Origin of the sequence: Streptomyces syringium (assembly GCF_017876625.1) — a bacterium.
Classification (GTDB): domain Bacteria; phylum Actinomycetota; class Actinomycetes; order Streptomycetales; family Streptomycetaceae; genus Streptomyces; species Streptomyces syringius.
Genome location: NZ_JAGIOH010000001.1, coordinates 4,231,681 through 4,247,157, shown reverse-complemented (window position 1 = coordinate 4,247,157; position 15,477 = coordinate 4,231,681). Strand labels below are relative to the sequence as shown.

Below are 15,477 nucleotides of genomic sequence, written 5' to 3'. Positions count from 1 at the left end.
CGGTAGTCAAACTTGACTACGCCCTGACGAAACTACTCCGCGCCTCGGAGCTAGTCAAACTTGATTACTATGCACTGCCAGTGGGCCCGGACCCCGCGTCGGCGCTCAGTGCGCCCCCGACCGCCCGGCCCTTACTCCCCGCTGGTGACGATGCCCTTCCACTGATCACCCTCGTCCGCCATGACGTAGGCCCCGCCCTCCAGGCGCTCGATCAGTCCGCGGGTCCACTGCGCCCCGCTCTGGGCGGTGTGCACCCACATGCCCATGATCTCGCCGATGTGGCCCCAGTCCTGGCCCACGTCCGGGGTCCAGTGCCGGCCGATCTCGGACCGCCACGCCTCCAGCGACTCCACCCGCTGCTTCAGCAGCGCGATGGCCTCGGCGCGCGGCAGGTCGACGATGAAGCCAACTCCCGCGCTGAGGACGTCCACCTTCTGGTCGTGGGAGGAGAGGGCCTCCCGCAGCAGCGTGAAGTACTCCTCCTCGCCCTTCCCCGTCAGCTCGTACTCCGTCCGCGGGGGCCCGCCGGCCTCGCTCGGGGCGACGTCGTGTGCGATCAACAGCCCTTGCTTGGCCATCTGCTTGAGCGCGTGGTAGATCGATCCGGGCTTGGCGCTGGACCACTCGTGCGCGCCCCAGAACTCCAGGTCGTTGCGCACCTGATAGCCGTGGGCGCGCCCGTGCTGGCGCACCGCCCCCAGCACCAACAGCCGGATCGCCGACATCGTCTTTCCTCATTCCACCTGGTCGTGCCCGTACCGCGGCACACCCGCGCGGCCCTGGAGCCAGACTAGGCGGAACGGGTCCCCCGCCCGGCTCAGCCCTGGCCCGCCGCCCCCTGCGCCTCGGCCACCAGCTCGAAGGCGGTCTTGCCGTCGAGGGACTCGCGGATGACGTCCGCGTGGCCCGCGTGCCGGCCGATCTCCTCCACCAGGTGGAGCAGCAGCCACCGCAGCGACACCCGCGACGACGGCGGGTACCAGGGGGCGTCCGGCAGCGCGAAGGTTTGCTCCAGGCTGTCGGACGAACGGATGACCCGCTCGGTCTCCTCGGCGACCCTGTCCCAGTAGGCGAGCGTTCCCGCGACGCTCTCGCCCTCGGTCAGCCGGAAGCTGTCCGACCAGGTCGACTCGTCCCGCTGGATCTCGGGCGGCAGCTGCTGCGCCATCCGGACCCAGTGGTGCTCGGTCTCGGCGACGTGCTTGAGCAGGCCGCCGAGCGACAGCTCGCTCGCGCTGGGCGTGGCCGCCGCCTGCTCCTCGCTCAGGCCGAGGAGCGCCCGGCGCAGACCGCCGCGCTGGGCCTCCACGAACGCCAGCAGGGTGCCGCGCTCGTCGGAGGGGTTCTTCTCGATCACGTGCGTAACCATGGGGTCCTGCCTTTCGGGCCGTCGTCTCGCGCCGCTCTCTCGCGATGCCTCAAAAGTAGGACCCCATGCGGTCAACTTCTGTCCTCAACCCGCACGCGTCCGGAAACGGCTTTGGACGCCCCACGGACCGGAACGGTCAGAAGGGGATCGGAAGGGCATCAGAAGGGGAATCGACTGCGCCCGTGCTGGACCGAGATCCACTTGGTGGTGGTGAAGGCATCGACCACCGCCTCACCGTTCAGCCGCCCGACACCCGAGTGCTTCTCGCCGCCGAAGGGCACGATCGGCTCGTCGTGGACCGTGCCGTCGTTGACGTGGACCATGCCGCTGTCGATGCGCTTGGCCACCCGCACACCCCGCTCGATGTCACCGGTGTGCACGGCGCCGCTCAGCCCGTACGGGGTGTCGTTGGCGATCCGGATGGCCTCTTCCTCGCCGTCGAACGGGATGATCAGCACGACGGGGCCGAAGATCTCCTGCCCCAGGACCGGGGAGTCGGCCGCGAGGCCGGTCAGCACCGACGGCGCGACGAGCGTGCCGTCGGACGTGCCGTGCAGCAGGGCGGTGGCCCCGTCGGCGATGGTCTGCTCCACGAGGGTGGTGATGCCCTCGGCCTGGCCGGCGTTGATGAGCGGGCCGATGTGGGTGGCCGGGTCGGCGGGGTCGCCGACCTTGAGGGTCCTGACCTTGGCGACGAACTTCTCGGTGAACTCGGCCTCGACCGACCGGTCCACCAGCACCCGGTTGGCGGCCATGCAGACCTGCCCCTGGTGGATGAAGCGGCTGAAGACGGCCGCGTCGACGGCGTAGTCGAGGTCGGCGTCGTCGAGGACGATCAGGGCGCTGTTGCCGCCGAGTTCGAGGATCGTGCGCTTGAAGTGCGAGGCGGCCACGGTGGCGACGTGCCGGCCCACCCGGTCGGAGCCGGTGAAGGAGATGACCTTCGGCACGGGGTGCTCGATGAGCGCGTCGCCGATCTCGGCGATGTCGGTGACGACGACGTTGAGCAGACCGGGCGGCAGCCCGGCCTCCTCGAAGACCTTGGCGACCAGTCCGCCGCCGCATATGGGGGTGTTCTGGTGCGGCTTGAGGACGACGGCGTTGCCGAGCGCGAGCGCCGGGGCGACGGACTTGATCGACAGTAAGAAGGGGAAGTTGAACGGGCTGATCACCCCGACCACGCCGACCGGCACCCGGTAGAGACGGTTCTCCTTGGTGTCGTCCGGGGAGGGCAGGACGCGCCCCTCGGGCAGCAGCGCGAGGTGCAGCGACTCGCGCAGGAACTCCCGGACCAGCCGCAGCTCGAAGGCCACCTTGACGGCCGTGCCGCCGACCTCGGCCGTGATCGCCTCGGTCAGCGACTCCTCGCGCTCGTCGATGATCCGCAGCGCCCGCTCGAAGACGAGCCGGCGGGTGTACGGGTTGGTGGCCGCCCAGGCGGGCTGGGCGCGCTCGGCGGCACGGTACGCCTGGTCGATCTCGGTCACGCTGGCGACGGCGATGGAGGCGAGCTTCTCGCCGTCGTACGGATTGAAGTCGACGATGTCCCATGAGCCACTGCCGGCCCGCCACTCGCCGTCGATGTACTGGAACGCCAACTCGTCGAAGTAGGACATGCGCCATCCTGTCTGCGGACCGGGGCGCCCGTGACGCCCGTTCGAGGTGCGGACTCCTGATGGAACGTCATCGTACTGATGTGTCAGAAGAGTTGAAGGAGCCGCCTCAAATGGTCCCTGCTGTGGGAGGGGGAGAGGCTGTCGTCGTGCAGCCGCTCCATCACCCGCGTGTACTGCGCCACTTCCTCGGCCTTGTCGACATAGAGCGCACTGGTGAGCTGCTCCAGATACACCACGTCCGACAGGTCCGACTCCGGGAAGCGCAGCATGGTGAAGGCGCCGCTCTCCCCCGCGTGCCCGCCGTGCGCGAAGGGCATCACCTGGAGCGTGACGTTGGCCTGCTCGGATATGTCGATGAGGTGCTGCAGCTGCTCGCGCATGACCTCCGGGCCGCCGTACGGGCGGCGCAGCGCCGCCTCGTCCAGCACGGCGTGGAAGACGGGGGCGCGCTCGGAGAAGAGGAGCTTCTGGCGCTCCATGCGCAGCGAGACGCGGCGCTCGACCTCCGCCTCGTGGGCCTCGGGCTGGCCGCGCACGACGACGGCGTGGGCGTAGCCCTCGGTCTGGAGCAGGCCGTGCACGAACTGCACCTCGTAGATCCCTATGTACGAGGCAGCGCCCTCCAGCCCGACGTACGTCTGGAACCAGCCGGGGAGCACATCGCCGTAGCTGTGCCACCACCCGGCGACATTGGCCTCGCGGGCGAGGCCCAGCAGGGCCTCGCGCTCCGCGTCGTCCGTGACCCCGTAGAGCGTGAGGAGGTCCTCCACGTCACGCGCCTTGAAGCTCACCCGGCCCAACTCCATACGGCTGATCTTCGACTCGGACGCACGGATCGAGTACCCGGCTGCCTCGCGCGTGATGCCACGCGACTCGCGCAGCCTCCTGAGCTGTGAGCCCAGGAGTATGCGGCGCACCACGGAACCGCTCGACTCGCTCGTGGCCATCTCTGCGACCCTTCCTGTCCCGGCCTGACGCTTCCGCACCCTTCTGAGGGCGACCCCCGTTCCCCCGGCGCCGAAGTCTGCCACCTTCAGGCTCCGTTGAGTGCACATCCGGTTACCGAGACCGGACTCGTACCGGAGTCGGCCAGTACACATCGCCTGGAGGGCGCAGGGAAATTGGGTACCAAACCCCCTGTGCGCCCCCAAAACCCCCGCGTGCACGTGCATCTGCCCTTGCATCCGCCGTGCGCATTGGGAACGATGGGCCTCGCACACGTGCACGTCACGTCCACGATTGCCAGGAGTGCCTCGGATGGGTACCGAAGGATCGGCTGTGCTCTCTCCGCTGCGGCGAGGGCTTCCCACGATCGACTCATCCGCCGTCTCCGATTCGGCGTCATGTGCGCTGCCACCACGGTTCGAAGCGGTCAGAACGGCCCGGAAGTTCACCAGGACCACGCTGCACCAGTGGGATCTGCACGGACTGTTCGACGATGTCGCGCTGGTCGTCTCGGAGTTGGTGACCAACTCCATGCGGTACGCCCTGCCGGACGACCGGGGCCACGGGGCGTACGAACCGCCGGTGCGGCTGCATCTGATGCGCTGGACGTCGCGGCTGGTGTGCGCGGTGCGCGACCCCAGCGAGGAGGGTCCGGTCGCCAGCCAGGCCGAGGCCGCCGACGAGCGCGGCCGGGGTCTTTTCCTGGTGGAGTCCTTCAGTGACGGCTGGGGCTGGCACCCATTGGCCGGCGCCCTGCACGGCAAGGTCGTGTGGGCGCTGTTCCGCCTGCCACGCGACTGACGCGTGCGACCGGGCCCGGAGCCCGGTCGTACACGAGGGGCGTCAGTCGCGTGCCAGGTGGTCGAATTCGCCGTCCTTGACCCCCAGCAGCATGGCCTCGATCTCGGCCGGCGTATAGACGAGCGCGGGGCCGTCCGGGAAGCGGGAGTTCCGCATGGCGATACCGCCCTCCGGCAGCTTCGCGAACTCCACGCAGGACCCCTGGGAGTTGGAATGCCGGCTCTTCTGCCAGACGACATCTTCGATGTCCGACGCGGCCATGCCGTTGTACGCCTGGGGCACTGGACTCTCCCGGAGAGTTGCAGGGGCATCCCCGGCCGCGGATTCGGGGATGACAACTGCTCCGGATCATAGCTGCGTTCATGTGCTTCTGCATGAGCCGATGCACGTGCACGCAGGGTGTTCCCGCCGCTACTTCCCGGCAGAGCCCGCCGCTACTTCCCGCCGGAGGAAGAGGAATACGGCAGCAGGGCCATCTCGCGGGCGTTTTTGATCGCCCGGGACAGTTGCCGCTGCTGCTGGGCGGTGACACGGCTCACGCGCCGGCTGCGGATCTTCCCGCGGTCCGAAATGAACTTCCGCAGCAGATCGACGTCCTTGTAGTCGATGTACGTGATTCCCGCGGCGTCCAGGGGATTGGGCCGGGGCTTGAGGTTCTTGCGGTGCTCGGGACGGCGAGCCATGGGCGATGTCCCTTTCTTGGGGTTCGGAAATGGGCGGGGCGGGGGAAAGAGTCCGCTCGGCGAAGCGGATCAACGGATCAGCGGGGCAGCGGTTCGACTCAGCAGACCGGGTCGAGGAGTTCGTCGAAAGCGTGCGACAGCCGTCGCCACTCCTCCGGTCCCGCCTCGTATTCCGCGTCCGTGAGCAGGCACGACTCCAGCAGGGACGTCAGCCCGTCGGCGTCGAGCCCCGGCGAGGTGAAGGTGAGGTGCTGGGTGCGGTCGCCGTGCTCGGGGTGCCAGTCCAGCGAGGCGGCCACCCGGCGGGTGGCGGGCACCATCTCCCAGGCGGCGTCCGGCAGGGCGGCGAGCCACGGCCCGACGTCCTCCACCAGCAGCGCACCGCCCGCCGCCTCCCACGACAGCAGCGTGTCGGGCCGGTCGGCGAGCCAGAACCGGCCCCGGCTGCGGGCCGCGGCGCAGCTGAGGTCCTCCAGCGCCGCGTACAGCCGCCCGGGGTGGAAGGGCCTGCGCCGCTGCCATACGAGCGTGGCGACCCCGTCCGCGTCGGCGGTCTGCGGCAGCAGCGCGCACGCCGGGTGCTGCCGGGCGGCGGCCGCCTCCACGTCGAAGCCGGCGACGGCGGCGGCCGCCAGCTCCACCGAGTCGATCTGTATCTGCCGGGCGGCCGGGGCGAGTTGGGTGAGGAGCGCGAAGTCGGCGGCGTCGGCGGGCCCGACGTCCTCCCCTTCCGTGACCCCGTTCGCGTCGGCGGCCGGAGCCTTGGGCTCCCCCTCGCCGTCCTCCGTCAGCGCGAGCACGGAGACGTATTCCAGCTGGCGCGCGAAGGTGTCGGCCACCGTGCGCTGGTCGCTCGCGGCGGCCGCGAGCCCGAATTCGGCGAGGTCGTCACCGCAGCCCAGGTAGGGCAGGACGAGGGCGGGGTCGACGGCCGTGAACACTCCGGTCAGCCGGACGTCCTCGCCGCCGCAGGCCACGACGACCTCGGCCATGGCCCTGGGTTCGACGGAGTCCCACAGCTCGACGACGGCGAGCCGGCAGTCCCCGGCGCGGGCGAGCCGCTCCAGCTCCGGCATCAGGTCCTCGCGCAGGGCACAGCACGCGCAGTCGTTGACCAGCGGTGTCTCGCCCTCGTCCCGGATTCCGGAGCCGTCCCGGACCGTGCGGCGGACCGTCCCCTCCGCGGCCGTCGCCAGGTCGTGGTGGAGCGCGACACTGCCCGGCGCGGTGCGCAGGAGCCGGTCGACGGTGGCCCGCCGGGCGTCGGCGTGCAGTCCGCCGACCAGCACCACGGGCAGCGGATGCGGCGCGGTCATCGGCGGCCCTCGCGCTTGCCGTAGCGCCGCTCGAAGCGCTCCACGCGGCCGGCGGTGTCCATCACCCGGGCGGTGCCGGTGTAGAAGGGGTGGCTCGCCGAGGAGATCTCGACGTCGATGACGGGGTAGGTGTTGCCGTCCTCCCACTCGACCGTCTTGTCGCTGGTGGCGGTGGAACGGGTGAGGAAGGCGTAGTTCGCGGCCCGGTCGCGGAAGACGACGGGCCCGTAGGCGGGGTGGATTCCGGGCTTCATGGCGCTCAGCGCTCCTCTCGGAAGGTGACGTGCCGGCCGACGACCGGGTCGTACTTCCGCAGTTCCAGGCGGTCGGGGTCGTTACGGCGGTTCTTGCGGGTGACGTAGGTGAATCCGGTACCGGCGGTGGACCGGAGCTTGATGACGGGGCGTAGCTCGTTGCGGGCCATACGGGCTACTATACAGAAATGGTTTCCATTTTCATTAGGCCCGAGGGGGCCACCCGAGGACCGGAGGTCTGACCCACATGTCCGCCCACTGCCAACTCACCGGCCGCAAGCCCGGCTTCGGCAACTCCATCTCCCACTCCCACCGGCGCACCAGCCGCCGCTTCGACCCCAACATCCAGCGCAAGCGCTACTGGCTCGCGAGCGAGGGCCGCCATGTGCGGCTCACGCTCAGTGCGAAGGGCCTCAAGACCGTCGACGTGATCGGCATCGAAGCCGCCGTCGCCCGCATCCGTGCCCGTGGGGGTCGTGTCTGATGGCGAAGAAGAGCAAGATCGCAAAGAACGAACAGCGCCGTCTGACGGTCGCCCGCTACGCGGCCCGTCGAGCCCTGCTCAAGACGGTCATCCGCAATCCGCACACGCCGGAGGAGGAGCGGCTGGCGGCCCAGGGCGAGCTGCGGCGTCAGCCGCGCGACGCGAGTGCCACGCGCGTACGGAACAGGGACTCGGTTGACGGACGTCCGCGCGGTTACCTGCGCACGTTCGGGCTGTCCCGGGTGAATCTGCGCGAGCAGGCCCACGCGGGGTACCTGCCGGGAGTCCGCAAGTCGAGCTGGTAGCGGAGCCGCCGGGGGGCGGCCGTGCCCACGCACGGCGCCCCGGGGGACAGTCGGCCCCGTCCCGGTGACCGCTCCGCACGCGAACTGACGGCCTGCCCGCCTCGGCGGAGGCGGGGGGCCGGTGCCCGTGTGGCGTCGTCGGGCAGTCGGGCCCGACGACGCCAGGGTCACGAGAGACCGGCGCCGGACGGCGGCGGCCGGGCCGCCGACGTCCTCGCCGCACTCGCGATGGGCGAAATCCCGGTCCGGGACGGCGAAAACCTCGCACGGCGGGGCGGGCCGGCCTCTGGTCCTGGCGGGCTCAGGGACGCGAGCCTCACTCCTCAGGCGGCAGCCGCCTGCGCCCTGCGGATCTCGACCATGAAGCACCCGAACTCCACCGCGCGGACGTGCACCAGCGCCACCTCGGGATCCGCGAGGACCTCGCGGAGGATGTCGTCCACCTCCGCCGCCCGCTCCCGGGGGATCTCGACCAGCGTCCCGCCGAGGATGCGGCCGTCCCGGCCGTACGCGCGCAGCACCCGGCGCGCGCCGTGCATCGCGGCCGGATAGCCGGGGCCCGAGGTCTGCCCGGCGCAGTCCTCGGCGTGGATGAAGACGGGCCCGCGCTCGTCGTACGGGCCGGGCTCGGCGCCCGTTTCGGCTGCCCAGCGGCGCAGGGGCGCGTAGGAGACCAGCAGGATCCGCTCGCCCGGCTCGCTGTGCCGCAGACAGCAGCGCAAGGGGGCGCCGCCTTCCGGATCGGTCAGGGGCCGCCTGGTCTCACCCGCGTCGTCCCGTTCCCGGAGCTGTCGCAGGACGGCCGGGGCAATGGCCCGGGCCTCATAGGTCGTGTCCATGGGCTCAGCATCCGCAGGCCCCCCGGCCGGTCGCTGGCGGTCATCGGACGTCGAGGTCAGCGACCGCCGCCCGTCGGCAGCAGCAAGAGCTGGTCGGCGTAGCACCACGCCCATTCCTCGCCCGGTTCGAAGGAACGGGCGACATCGTGGCCGCTCTCCCCACGCGCGTGCGCGCTCGCGTGCCGGTTGGGGGAGCTGTCGCAGCAGCCCACGTGGCCGCAGGCGAGGCACTCGCGCAGATGCAGCCAGCTGCTCCCGGTGCGCAGACAGTCCTCACAGCCCTCCGTGCTGCTCGGCGTCACCTCGCGGACCTCGCCCAGATGGGCGCAGTCCCGCTGGGTGGGTTTCCCCTCGACGTCGGCGGCGACCTGCCAGTCCTTCGCCCCACTCGGCTCGCTCATGGTTTCGAGCGTAGGCCGGACGGCGGGTCGTCGCACGGCGGAGCACGAGGACAACGGCCGTTGTCAGACCCCCCTGGCAGACTCACGGACGTGAGATGGGCGGTGGCAGAGGCGGGCGACGGGGGTGTTCGTCTCTGCCCGCTCGACCCTGCGGGCGGGCCGGCCGGACCCGTGGAATCCGCCCCCGACCTGGCCGCCGCCGTGCGCGCCCGGCCGGAGGTGGAGCGGTGGGTGTGGCGGTCCACGGCCGAGATGTATCCGCGCTTGCTCGCCGCGGGCGTCCGCGTCCCGCGGTGCTATGACGTGGAGGCCGCCGAGGCGCTGCTGACCGGCCATGCCGAAGGCCAGTCGGGCCAGCCCCGCTCGCTGGCGGCGGCCTGGGCGCGGCTGCGCGGCCTGCCCGTGCCCGCCGATCCGCCCGCCCGCGCGGCCGGTGGCCAGCCGTCCCTCTTCGAGCCGGGCCCGGTCCCGCTGCCCGCGGGCATCGGGCACCTGGACGCGCTCCTGGAGGTCTACGCCGGGCAGCTGGCCCGCACGGACGCCACCGGGCACTCCGGCAGGATGCGGCTGCTGATCGCAGCCGAGTCCGCGGGGACGCTGGTCGCCGCCGAGATGAACCGCACGGGAGTGCCCTGGCGGGCCGATGTGCACCGCGCGCTGCTGACGGAGCTGCTCGGCGAGCGCCTGCCCGGCGGCCTGGAGCCGCGGCGGCTGACCGAGCTGGCGGAGGAGGTCTCGCGGGCCTTCGGGGGCGGCGTGCGCGTCAGGCCCGATCTGCCGGCCGACATCGTCAAGGCCTTCGCCCGCGAGGGGATCGCCCTGTCCTCCACCCGCGCCTGGGAGCTCAAGGGGATCGACCACCCGGCCGTCGAGCCGCTGCTGCGGTACAAGAAGCTCTACCGCCTGCACACCGCCCACGGCTGGTCCTGGCTCCAGACGTGGGTGCGCGAGGGGCGGTTCCGCGCCGAGTACATCCCGAGCGGCACGGTCTCCGGCCGCTGGACCACGAACGGCGGGGGCGCGCTCCAGATCCCGAAGGTCATCCGGCGCGCGGTCGTCGCCGACCCCGGCTGGCGGCTCGTCGTCGCCGACGCCGACCAGATGGAGCCGCGGATCCTGGCCGCCGTCTCCCGCGACCCGGGGCTGATGGAGGTCGCGGCCGACGAGCGGGATCTGTACGCCGCCCTGTCCGACCGGGCGTTCTCCGGCGACCGCGAGCGGGCCAAGCTCGCCCTGCTCGGCGCGGTCTACGGCCAGACCTCGGGCGACGGCCTCAAGCACCTCGCCGATCTGCGCCGCCGCTTCCCCGCCGCCGTCGCGTACGTCGACGACGCGGCGAGGGCGGGCGAGGCGGGCCGGCTCGTACGGACCTGGCTCGGCCGCACCTGCCCGCCCGCCTCGTCGGCCGCGCCCGAGGAGGCGGGGCTCCCCCAGGAGAGCGCCGACGCGGGGGAGGGCGGCGGCTACGGCAGCACCCCGGCCAGCCGCGCCCGGGGCCGCTTCACCCGTAACTTCGTCGTCCAGGGCAGCGCCGCCGACTGGGCCCTCGTCCTGCTCGCCGCGCTCCGCCAAGAGCTCATGGACCTCCGTGCCGAACTGGTGTTCTTCCAGCACGACGAGGTCATCGTGCACTGCCCCGAGGAGGAAGCGGAGGCCGTCACCGCGGCCATCCGCACCGCCTCCGAACGCGCCGGGGACGCGGTCTTCGACGGCACCCCGGTCCGCTTCCCCTTCACCACGGCGGTCGTGGAGTGCTACGCGGACGCGAAGGGCTAGCCGCCCGCTCGGGCCGGCCGAAGGCCGCCGGGCCGCTTTGGCACCTGCGGCGGCGGGCCGTCTTGCCGCCTGCGGCGGCGGGCGCCCTGCGGGCGCGTCCTCAAGCGCCGGACGGGCTGGATGTGGCGGAGCTCAGCCAAAACCAGCCCGTCCGGCGATTGAGGACACCACCGCGCAGCGGGGGTGCACCCTGACAAGGCGTCAACCCATGCGGCGCATCCCAGCGGGCACATCCGCGCCATGCCGCGCACGATGACGGCAGAGCCCGCCGTGCGCGGCGGCACGCAACCCGTCGGCCCCTTGGGGAGGACCTGCCATGACGCTCGGCCTTGAGCAGCTGCGCCGCTGCAACGTCGCCGTCGACCTCGGTGCGGCCAGAACGCGCGTCTATCTCAAGGACACCGGCCTGGTCGTGGACGAGCCGAGCATCGTCGCGCTCAACACCCACACGGGCTCGCTGATCGCGGTCGGCTCCCTCGCCGACGGCATGGCGGGCCGCACCCCCAAGCACATCCGCGTCGTGCGGCCCATCTCGGGCGGCACGGTCGTCGACATCGACATGGCCCAGCGGATGCTGCGCCACCTCGTGAGCCAGAAGCTGCGCAAGGCCTGGCGGCGCAGCCCCGTGCTGCGGGCCGCCGTCTGCATTCCGCACGACTCCGAGCCGATCGCGCAGCGCGCGGCCGTCGAGACGCTGACGGGCCTCGGCGCGCGCCGGGTCGAGCTGGTCGACACCCTCATCGCCGCCGCCGTCGGCTGCGGGCTGCCGGTCGAGCAGCCCGAGGCGTCGATGATCGTGGTGTGCGGGGCGGCGTCGACGCAGGTGGCGGTGTTGTCGCTGGGGTCGATCGTGGCCGCCGAGAAGGTGCTCGTGGGCGGGGACGCCATCGACTACGCGGTGGTCCAGCACGTACGCAACCAGCACGAGCTGATGCTGCCGACCCAGGGTCTGCACCCGCTGCACCTGGCGCTGCGCGCGGTCCCGTCGCCGGAGAGCACGGAGGTGCGGGGCCGGGACGTGGCCACGGGGCTGTCCCGGACGGTCCGGGTGAGCACCGCCCATGTCCGCGAGGCGATCAATACCCCGCTCACCGCCGTGCTCGACGCCATCGGCCGGGTCCTGCGCGAGTGCCCGCCGGACCTGGTGGCGGACCTCGGGGTGCGGGGCCTGACGCTCGCGGGCGGCAGCGCGGTGCTGCCCGGCCTGGACTCCATGATCAGGACCGGCACCGGGATGCCCGTGCAGATCGCGAAGGACCCCGACGTGTGCGCGGTGGTCGGTCTGGGCGCGATGATGGAGGGCAAGGTCGAGCCGCTGCACCTGGATCCGCTGGAAGTCGACCCCTCCTGATTGCCCTGACCCTTCCCGGCCCCTCCCGATCCCTCCTGATTCTCCCTGGCCCCGCCCCTTCCCCGAAGGGGAGTTGGCTGTAAATCGACGGTGCCATAAATCCAAAGCGCCACATTGGGAACTTCTTTACCCCCCGGAACAGTTCTCACCTGTGCACCCCTATTTGTTCACGAGGAGATGGCACATGGCGCTCTGGGACCGGCTCAAGGACTCGGCCACCACGATGCAGGGCCAGCTGATGGCGAAGAAGAACGACCTCAAGAGCGGGGCGTTCCGTGACGCGAGCATGGCGATGTGCGCACTGGTGGCGGCCGCTGACGGTTCGATCGACGCGTCCGAGCGGCAGCGGGTCGCAGCACTCATCGCCACCAACGACGTGCTGAAGAACTTCCCGGCCGACGATTTGCAGGCGCGTTTCAACGACTACTGCCAGAAGCTGACGGTCGATTTCGACTTCGGCAAGGTCAGCGTCATGCAGACCATCGGCAAGGTGCAGAAGAAGCCGGTGGAGGCGCGCGCCGTCGTCCAGATCGGCATTGTCATCGGCGGTGCCGACGGCGACTTCGACAAGACCGAGCAGGCCGTTGTCCGCGAGGTCTGCTTCGCGCTCGGCATCAACCCGGCGGAGTTCGATCTCTAAAGAATCCCGCTGAGGAATCCCGCCGAGGAATCCTCCGGTATACGCGTGCGCGCTGGGGACCGGGCCGGGCCCGGTCCCCTGGCGGACGTCGTGACTACACCGGCATCGTCACTGCCTCGCGCACCGAAGACTCCCGCTCCTTGCCCCGGTCGGACCAGGTCCCCAGGGCGATCTCGGCGGTGATGCCGGGGCCGAAGCCCGCGATGATGCCCCGGGCGTCGTGGTCGGCTCCGCCGTCCTCGAAGAGCCGGTCGAGGGCGTCGAAGATGACCGCGCTGGCGATATTGCCGCGCTCGGTCAGCGTGGCCCGGCTGTAGCGGAACATCGTCGGCTCCAGGTCCAGGATCTTGCACAGGTCGTCCAGGATCCGGGGGCCGCCCGCGTGCACGATGTAGAAGTCGAGCCCGGAGACGTCCCAGTCGTAGGGCGCCGCCATGTCCCGCATCGCCGGGGCGAGCATGGACATCGTGCCGGGCACGCGCTTGTCCAGCAGGAAGTGGAAGCCGGTGTCCCGGACCCCGTAGGAGATCCACTCCTCGGTGTCGGGCACCAGGTGCGAGCCGTTGCACTCCAGGCTCACTCCCGTGCCGCCACGGCCGCGCACCACGGCGGCGGCGATGCCGTCCCCGAAGAGCCCGTTCGACAGCAGGGTCCCGACCGCGAGGTCCGTCGGCTGATAGCAGAGCGAGCAGAACTCACAGCAGACGATCAGCACGTTCGCCTCGGGATAGGCGATGCAGAAGTCATGGGCGCGGTTGATGGCCGCCCCGCCGGCGGCACAGCCCAGCTGGGCGATGGGGAGCTGGCGGGTGTCGGTGCGGAAGTCCATGTTGTTGATGAGCCAGGCGGTCATCGACGGCATCATGAAGCCGGTGCACGATACGTACGCGATCATGTCGATGTCGCGGACGTCGAGCTCGGCGTTGGCCAACGCCCGTCGGACGACCTCGGGGACACGCGCCTTCGCCTCCTCCTCGTAGAGGGCGTTGCGCGCGGTGAAACCCGGATGTTTCAGGGTTTCCTCAATCGGCTGCACGAGATGGCGGGTTTGCACGCCGGTATTGCCGATGAGTCTCAGGGCGAGATCGAGCTGGGGGTGGCCCGCGTGCAGCGTACGGGCCAGCTCCAGGGTCTCGTCCCTGGTGATCACATGCTCCGGAACGGCGATGGCCGGTCTGCAGAGGGTTGCCACGGAGATCCTCCTACCAGGCGACCGGCGGGGTGAGCGTGAGCGGACGACGCCGGATCGATACGGGAATCCACTGCACCTCCCCCACCGGCACGACCAGCCGCGGTTCAGGGGAACGGGTGAGCGGTGTGTCACCGGCGGCCTGACGGGGCGGGGAGAAAGGGGTGCGCACGACGTCCGTAATGGTCATCGCAGTACTCCCCTCACGCCCAGGGCCCCGCCGATGGCGCGCCAGCCTATTTCTGACCATCCCGCAATGAACGCCGCGCCACACATGAGAAGGCGCAGTTCACCCGGATAGTGGATTTTTCGGAAAGGTTCGAGCAGGGAGCGCCAGATCGTCGTACGAAGTGCTGTGCGATGCGGGGCGGTGACGGGCGTGGGGCCGCTCCCCCGATCGCCTCGGGGTGCCGCTCCCCCGGCCGCCTCGGGGTGCCGCCCGCCCTACCCCCGCGCGAGGAAGCGGTCGATGTCCGCCGCCTCCGCCGCGACCCCGTCCTCGACCCCGGCGGAGAGTGCGCCGAACGGGCTGACCATCACCCCGGCCGACCCCTTCACACCACAGCTCCAGGTGCCTACGGCCCAGCCGTCGACGACGATGGACGCACGGATCTGCCCGCCGCCGGGCCACACCTGCCGCTCGTGCGCGGCCGGCACGGACAGCTCCCTGCTCCGATAGGCCGTCAGGTAGTTGTCGTACGCGGGCAGCAGCCGCACGTCGCCCGCCTCGGCCGCGTCCTCGCCTTCCGCGTCGGGCAGGTCGGAGTTTGCCGCCGCCCACGCGCGCTTGGCCGCCGACATCGGCAGCCCGGACCACGTGGCGAAGTCCTGGGCTTCGGACGGCCCGTACCCCGCCCGGTAGCGGCGGGCCAGTTCGACGACGGCGGTCTCGCCCTCCCAGGGCAGCCGCCCGTCGGCGGGCAGCCACGCGTCGAGCAGCGCGAAGCGGGCCCGGGCGGCCGGGCCGTCGCCTTCCGGGCCGTAACAGATCTGCCCGGCGAGCGCGGACCGGCGGATGAGGTGGAAGGCCGCCTGTCCTTCCGTGGGGACGCCGAGCGTCCCGAGCCGCTCGGTGAGTTCGGCCCGGGTGAGCGGGCCGTCGGCGGCGATCGCGAGGCCGATGAGGCGCTCGGCGCGGGCGCACAGCTTCGGGTCGAGGCCGAGCTCGCGCAGTCGCCGTTCCCCCGACCGGAGGAACACCGGGCCGAGCAGATCCAGCAGCCAGCGCACGTCGGAGGCGGCGACGAGGTGCAGCGTGCCGCGCATGAACCAGCCGCGCACCGCCACCCGGTTCTCCACCGCCCACCGCACGTCCCCGGCGGCCAGCCCCACCGACCGGGCCCGCACCCCGAGCGCGGCCGACGCCGGGTCCTGGGCCTGCACGCCGACGACCCGCGCCAGCACTTCGGCCACACCGCCGCAGCGGACACCACCCCCGATGGCCTGGGCTCGGGCTCGCTGCACGCGGATGTGTCGCTGTTCTGCCACGACTCGGCAGACTAGACCGG

Annotated in this window: 20 protein-coding genes; 6 read left to right on the top strand and 14 right to left on the bottom strand. The window is 71.3% G+C overall.

Annotated features, from left to right (window positions below):
* Window positions 1–131: 131 nt before the first annotated feature.
* The 4 genes from JO379_RS18920 to JO379_RS18905 form a co-directional block, all read right to left on the bottom strand.
* Window positions 132–725 (bottom strand): PadR family transcriptional regulator, encoded by a 594-nt coding sequence (locus JO379_RS18920; RefSeq protein ID WP_130878316.1) that lies wholly within the window; start codon window positions 723–725, stop codon window positions 132–134.
* A gap of 92 nt (window positions 726–817) precedes the next feature.
* Window positions 818–1,369, bottom strand: a complete 552-nt coding sequence (locus tag JO379_RS18915) for a DinB family protein (protein WP_209515993.1) — start codon at window positions 1,367–1,369, stop codon at window positions 818–820.
* 158 nt (window positions 1,370–1,527) lie between these two features.
* Window positions 1,528–2,985, bottom strand: coding sequence for an aldehyde dehydrogenase family protein (locus JO379_RS18910; RefSeq protein WP_130878318.1), 1,458 nt, complete (start codon window positions 2,983–2,985; stop codon window positions 1,528–1,530).
* 83 nt (window positions 2,986–3,068) lie between these two features.
* The gene (locus tag JO379_RS18905) at window positions 3,069–3,932 is read right to left on the bottom strand and encodes a Sco1979 family transcriptional regulator (protein ID WP_130878319.1); all 864 of its coding nucleotides are present in this window, start codon (window positions 3,930–3,932) and stop codon (window positions 3,069–3,071) included.
* 310 nt (window positions 3,933–4,242) lie between these two features.
* On the opposite strand from JO379_RS18905, the gene JO379_RS18900 reads away from it, so the two are divergent.
* Window positions 4,243–4,731 carry an ATP-binding protein gene (locus JO379_RS18900; RefSeq protein ID WP_207303921.1) on the top strand — a complete coding sequence of 163 codons (489 nt, stop codon included), beginning with the start codon at window positions 4,243–4,245 and terminating at the stop codon, window positions 4,729–4,731.
* A gap of 42 nt (window positions 4,732–4,773) precedes the next feature.
* Here the strand turns inward: JO379_RS18900 and JO379_RS18895 are convergent, their stop codons facing one another.
* The 5 genes from JO379_RS18895 to rpmG form a co-directional block, all read right to left on the bottom strand.
* Window positions 4,774–5,013: a DUF397 domain-containing protein gene (locus tag JO379_RS18895; protein ID WP_130878321.1), complete on the bottom strand. Its 240-nt coding sequence runs from the start codon at window positions 5,011–5,013 to the stop codon at window positions 4,774–4,776.
* Between the two features lie 152 nt (window positions 5,014–5,165).
* Window positions 5,166–5,414, bottom strand: a complete 249-nt coding sequence (gene rpsR, locus JO379_RS18890) for a 30S ribosomal protein S18 (RefSeq protein WP_130878322.1) — start codon at window positions 5,412–5,414, stop codon at window positions 5,166–5,168.
* A gap of 98 nt (window positions 5,415–5,512) precedes the next feature.
* Window positions 5,513–6,730, bottom strand: a complete 1,218-nt coding sequence (locus tag JO379_RS18885) for a CobW family GTP-binding protein (protein ID WP_130878323.1) — start codon at window positions 6,728–6,730, stop codon at window positions 5,513–5,515.
* Window positions 6,727–6,984 carry a type B 50S ribosomal protein L31 gene (locus tag JO379_RS18880; protein WP_130878324.1) on the bottom strand — a complete coding sequence of 86 codons (258 nt, stop codon included), beginning with the start codon at window positions 6,982–6,984 and terminating at the stop codon, window positions 6,727–6,729. Before JO379_RS18880 ends, JO379_RS18885 begins: the two co-directional genes overlap by 4 nt.
* A 5-nt stretch (window positions 6,985–6,989) precedes the next feature.
* Entirely contained in the window at window positions 6,990–7,154 is a 165-nt protein-coding gene (gene rpmG / locus JO379_RS18875; RefSeq protein WP_130878325.1) for a 50S ribosomal protein L33, read from the bottom strand.
* 77 nt (window positions 7,155–7,231) lie between these two features.
* On the opposite strand from rpmG, the gene rpmB reads away from it, so the two are divergent.
* Window positions 7,232–7,468: a 50S ribosomal protein L28 gene (rpmB, locus tag JO379_RS18870; protein WP_130878326.1), complete on the top strand. Its 237-nt coding sequence runs from the start codon at window positions 7,232–7,234 to the stop codon at window positions 7,466–7,468.
* Window positions 7,468–7,773 (top strand): 30S ribosomal protein S14, encoded by a 306-nt coding sequence (gene rpsN, locus JO379_RS18865; protein WP_130878327.1) that lies wholly within the window; start codon window positions 7,468–7,470, stop codon window positions 7,771–7,773. The genes rpmB and rpsN overlap by 1 nt, the downstream gene beginning before the upstream one ends.
* Window positions 7,774–8,096: 323 nt before the next feature.
* On the opposite strand, the gene JO379_RS18860 is transcribed toward rpsN, so the two are convergent.
* Window positions 8,097–8,612, bottom strand: coding sequence for a DUF1203 domain-containing protein (locus JO379_RS18860; RefSeq protein ID WP_209515990.1), 516 nt, complete (start codon window positions 8,610–8,612; stop codon window positions 8,097–8,099).
* Window positions 8,613–8,668: 56 nt separating this feature from the next.
* Window positions 8,669–9,013: a UBP-type zinc finger domain-containing protein gene (locus JO379_RS18855; protein ID WP_209515987.1), complete on the bottom strand. Its 345-nt coding sequence runs from the start codon at window positions 9,011–9,013 to the stop codon at window positions 8,669–8,671.
* 90 nt (window positions 9,014–9,103) lie between these two features.
* On the opposite strand from JO379_RS18855, the gene JO379_RS18850 reads away from it, so the two are divergent.
* The 3 genes from JO379_RS18850 to JO379_RS18840 all read left to right on the top strand — a co-directional run bounded on the left by JO379_RS18850 (window position 9,104) and on the right by JO379_RS18840 (window position 12,780).
* Window positions 9,104–10,789, top strand: a complete 1,686-nt coding sequence (locus JO379_RS18850; protein ID WP_209515984.1) for a bifunctional 3'-5' exonuclease/DNA polymerase — start codon at window positions 9,104–9,106, stop codon at window positions 10,787–10,789.
* A gap of 316 nt (window positions 10,790–11,105) precedes the next feature.
* Window positions 11,106–12,140, top strand: coding sequence for a rod shape-determining protein (locus JO379_RS18845; RefSeq protein WP_130878331.1), 1,035 nt, complete (start codon window positions 11,106–11,108; stop codon window positions 12,138–12,140).
* A 184-nt stretch (window positions 12,141–12,324) separates the two neighbouring features.
* A complete protein-coding gene (locus tag JO379_RS18840) occupies window positions 12,325–12,780 on the top strand; it encodes a tellurite resistance TerB family protein (protein ID WP_130878332.1) in 456 nt (151 codons plus the stop codon).
* Window positions 12,781–12,874: 94 nt separating this feature from the next.
* Here JO379_RS18840 and JO379_RS18835 read toward each other — a convergent pair whose 3' ends face one another.
* From JO379_RS18835 to JO379_RS18825, 3 genes are all read right to left on the bottom strand, one after another.
* The gene (locus JO379_RS18835) at window positions 12,875–13,972 is read right to left on the bottom strand and encodes a type III polyketide synthase (RefSeq protein ID WP_130878333.1); all 1,098 of its coding nucleotides are present in this window, start codon (window positions 13,970–13,972) and stop codon (window positions 12,875–12,877) included.
* A 10-nt stretch (window positions 13,973–13,982) separates the two neighbouring features.
* Complete coding sequence (locus tag JO379_RS18830; protein ID WP_165451551.1) at window positions 13,983–14,159, bottom strand: hypothetical protein; 177 nt, start codon at window positions 14,157–14,159, stop codon at window positions 13,983–13,985.
* A gap of 254 nt (window positions 14,160–14,413) precedes the next feature.
* Window positions 14,414–15,457, bottom strand: a complete 1,044-nt coding sequence (locus JO379_RS18825) for a winged helix DNA-binding domain-containing protein (RefSeq protein WP_130878334.1) — start codon at window positions 15,455–15,457, stop codon at window positions 14,414–14,416.
* Window positions 15,458–15,477: the final 20 nt, after the last annotated feature.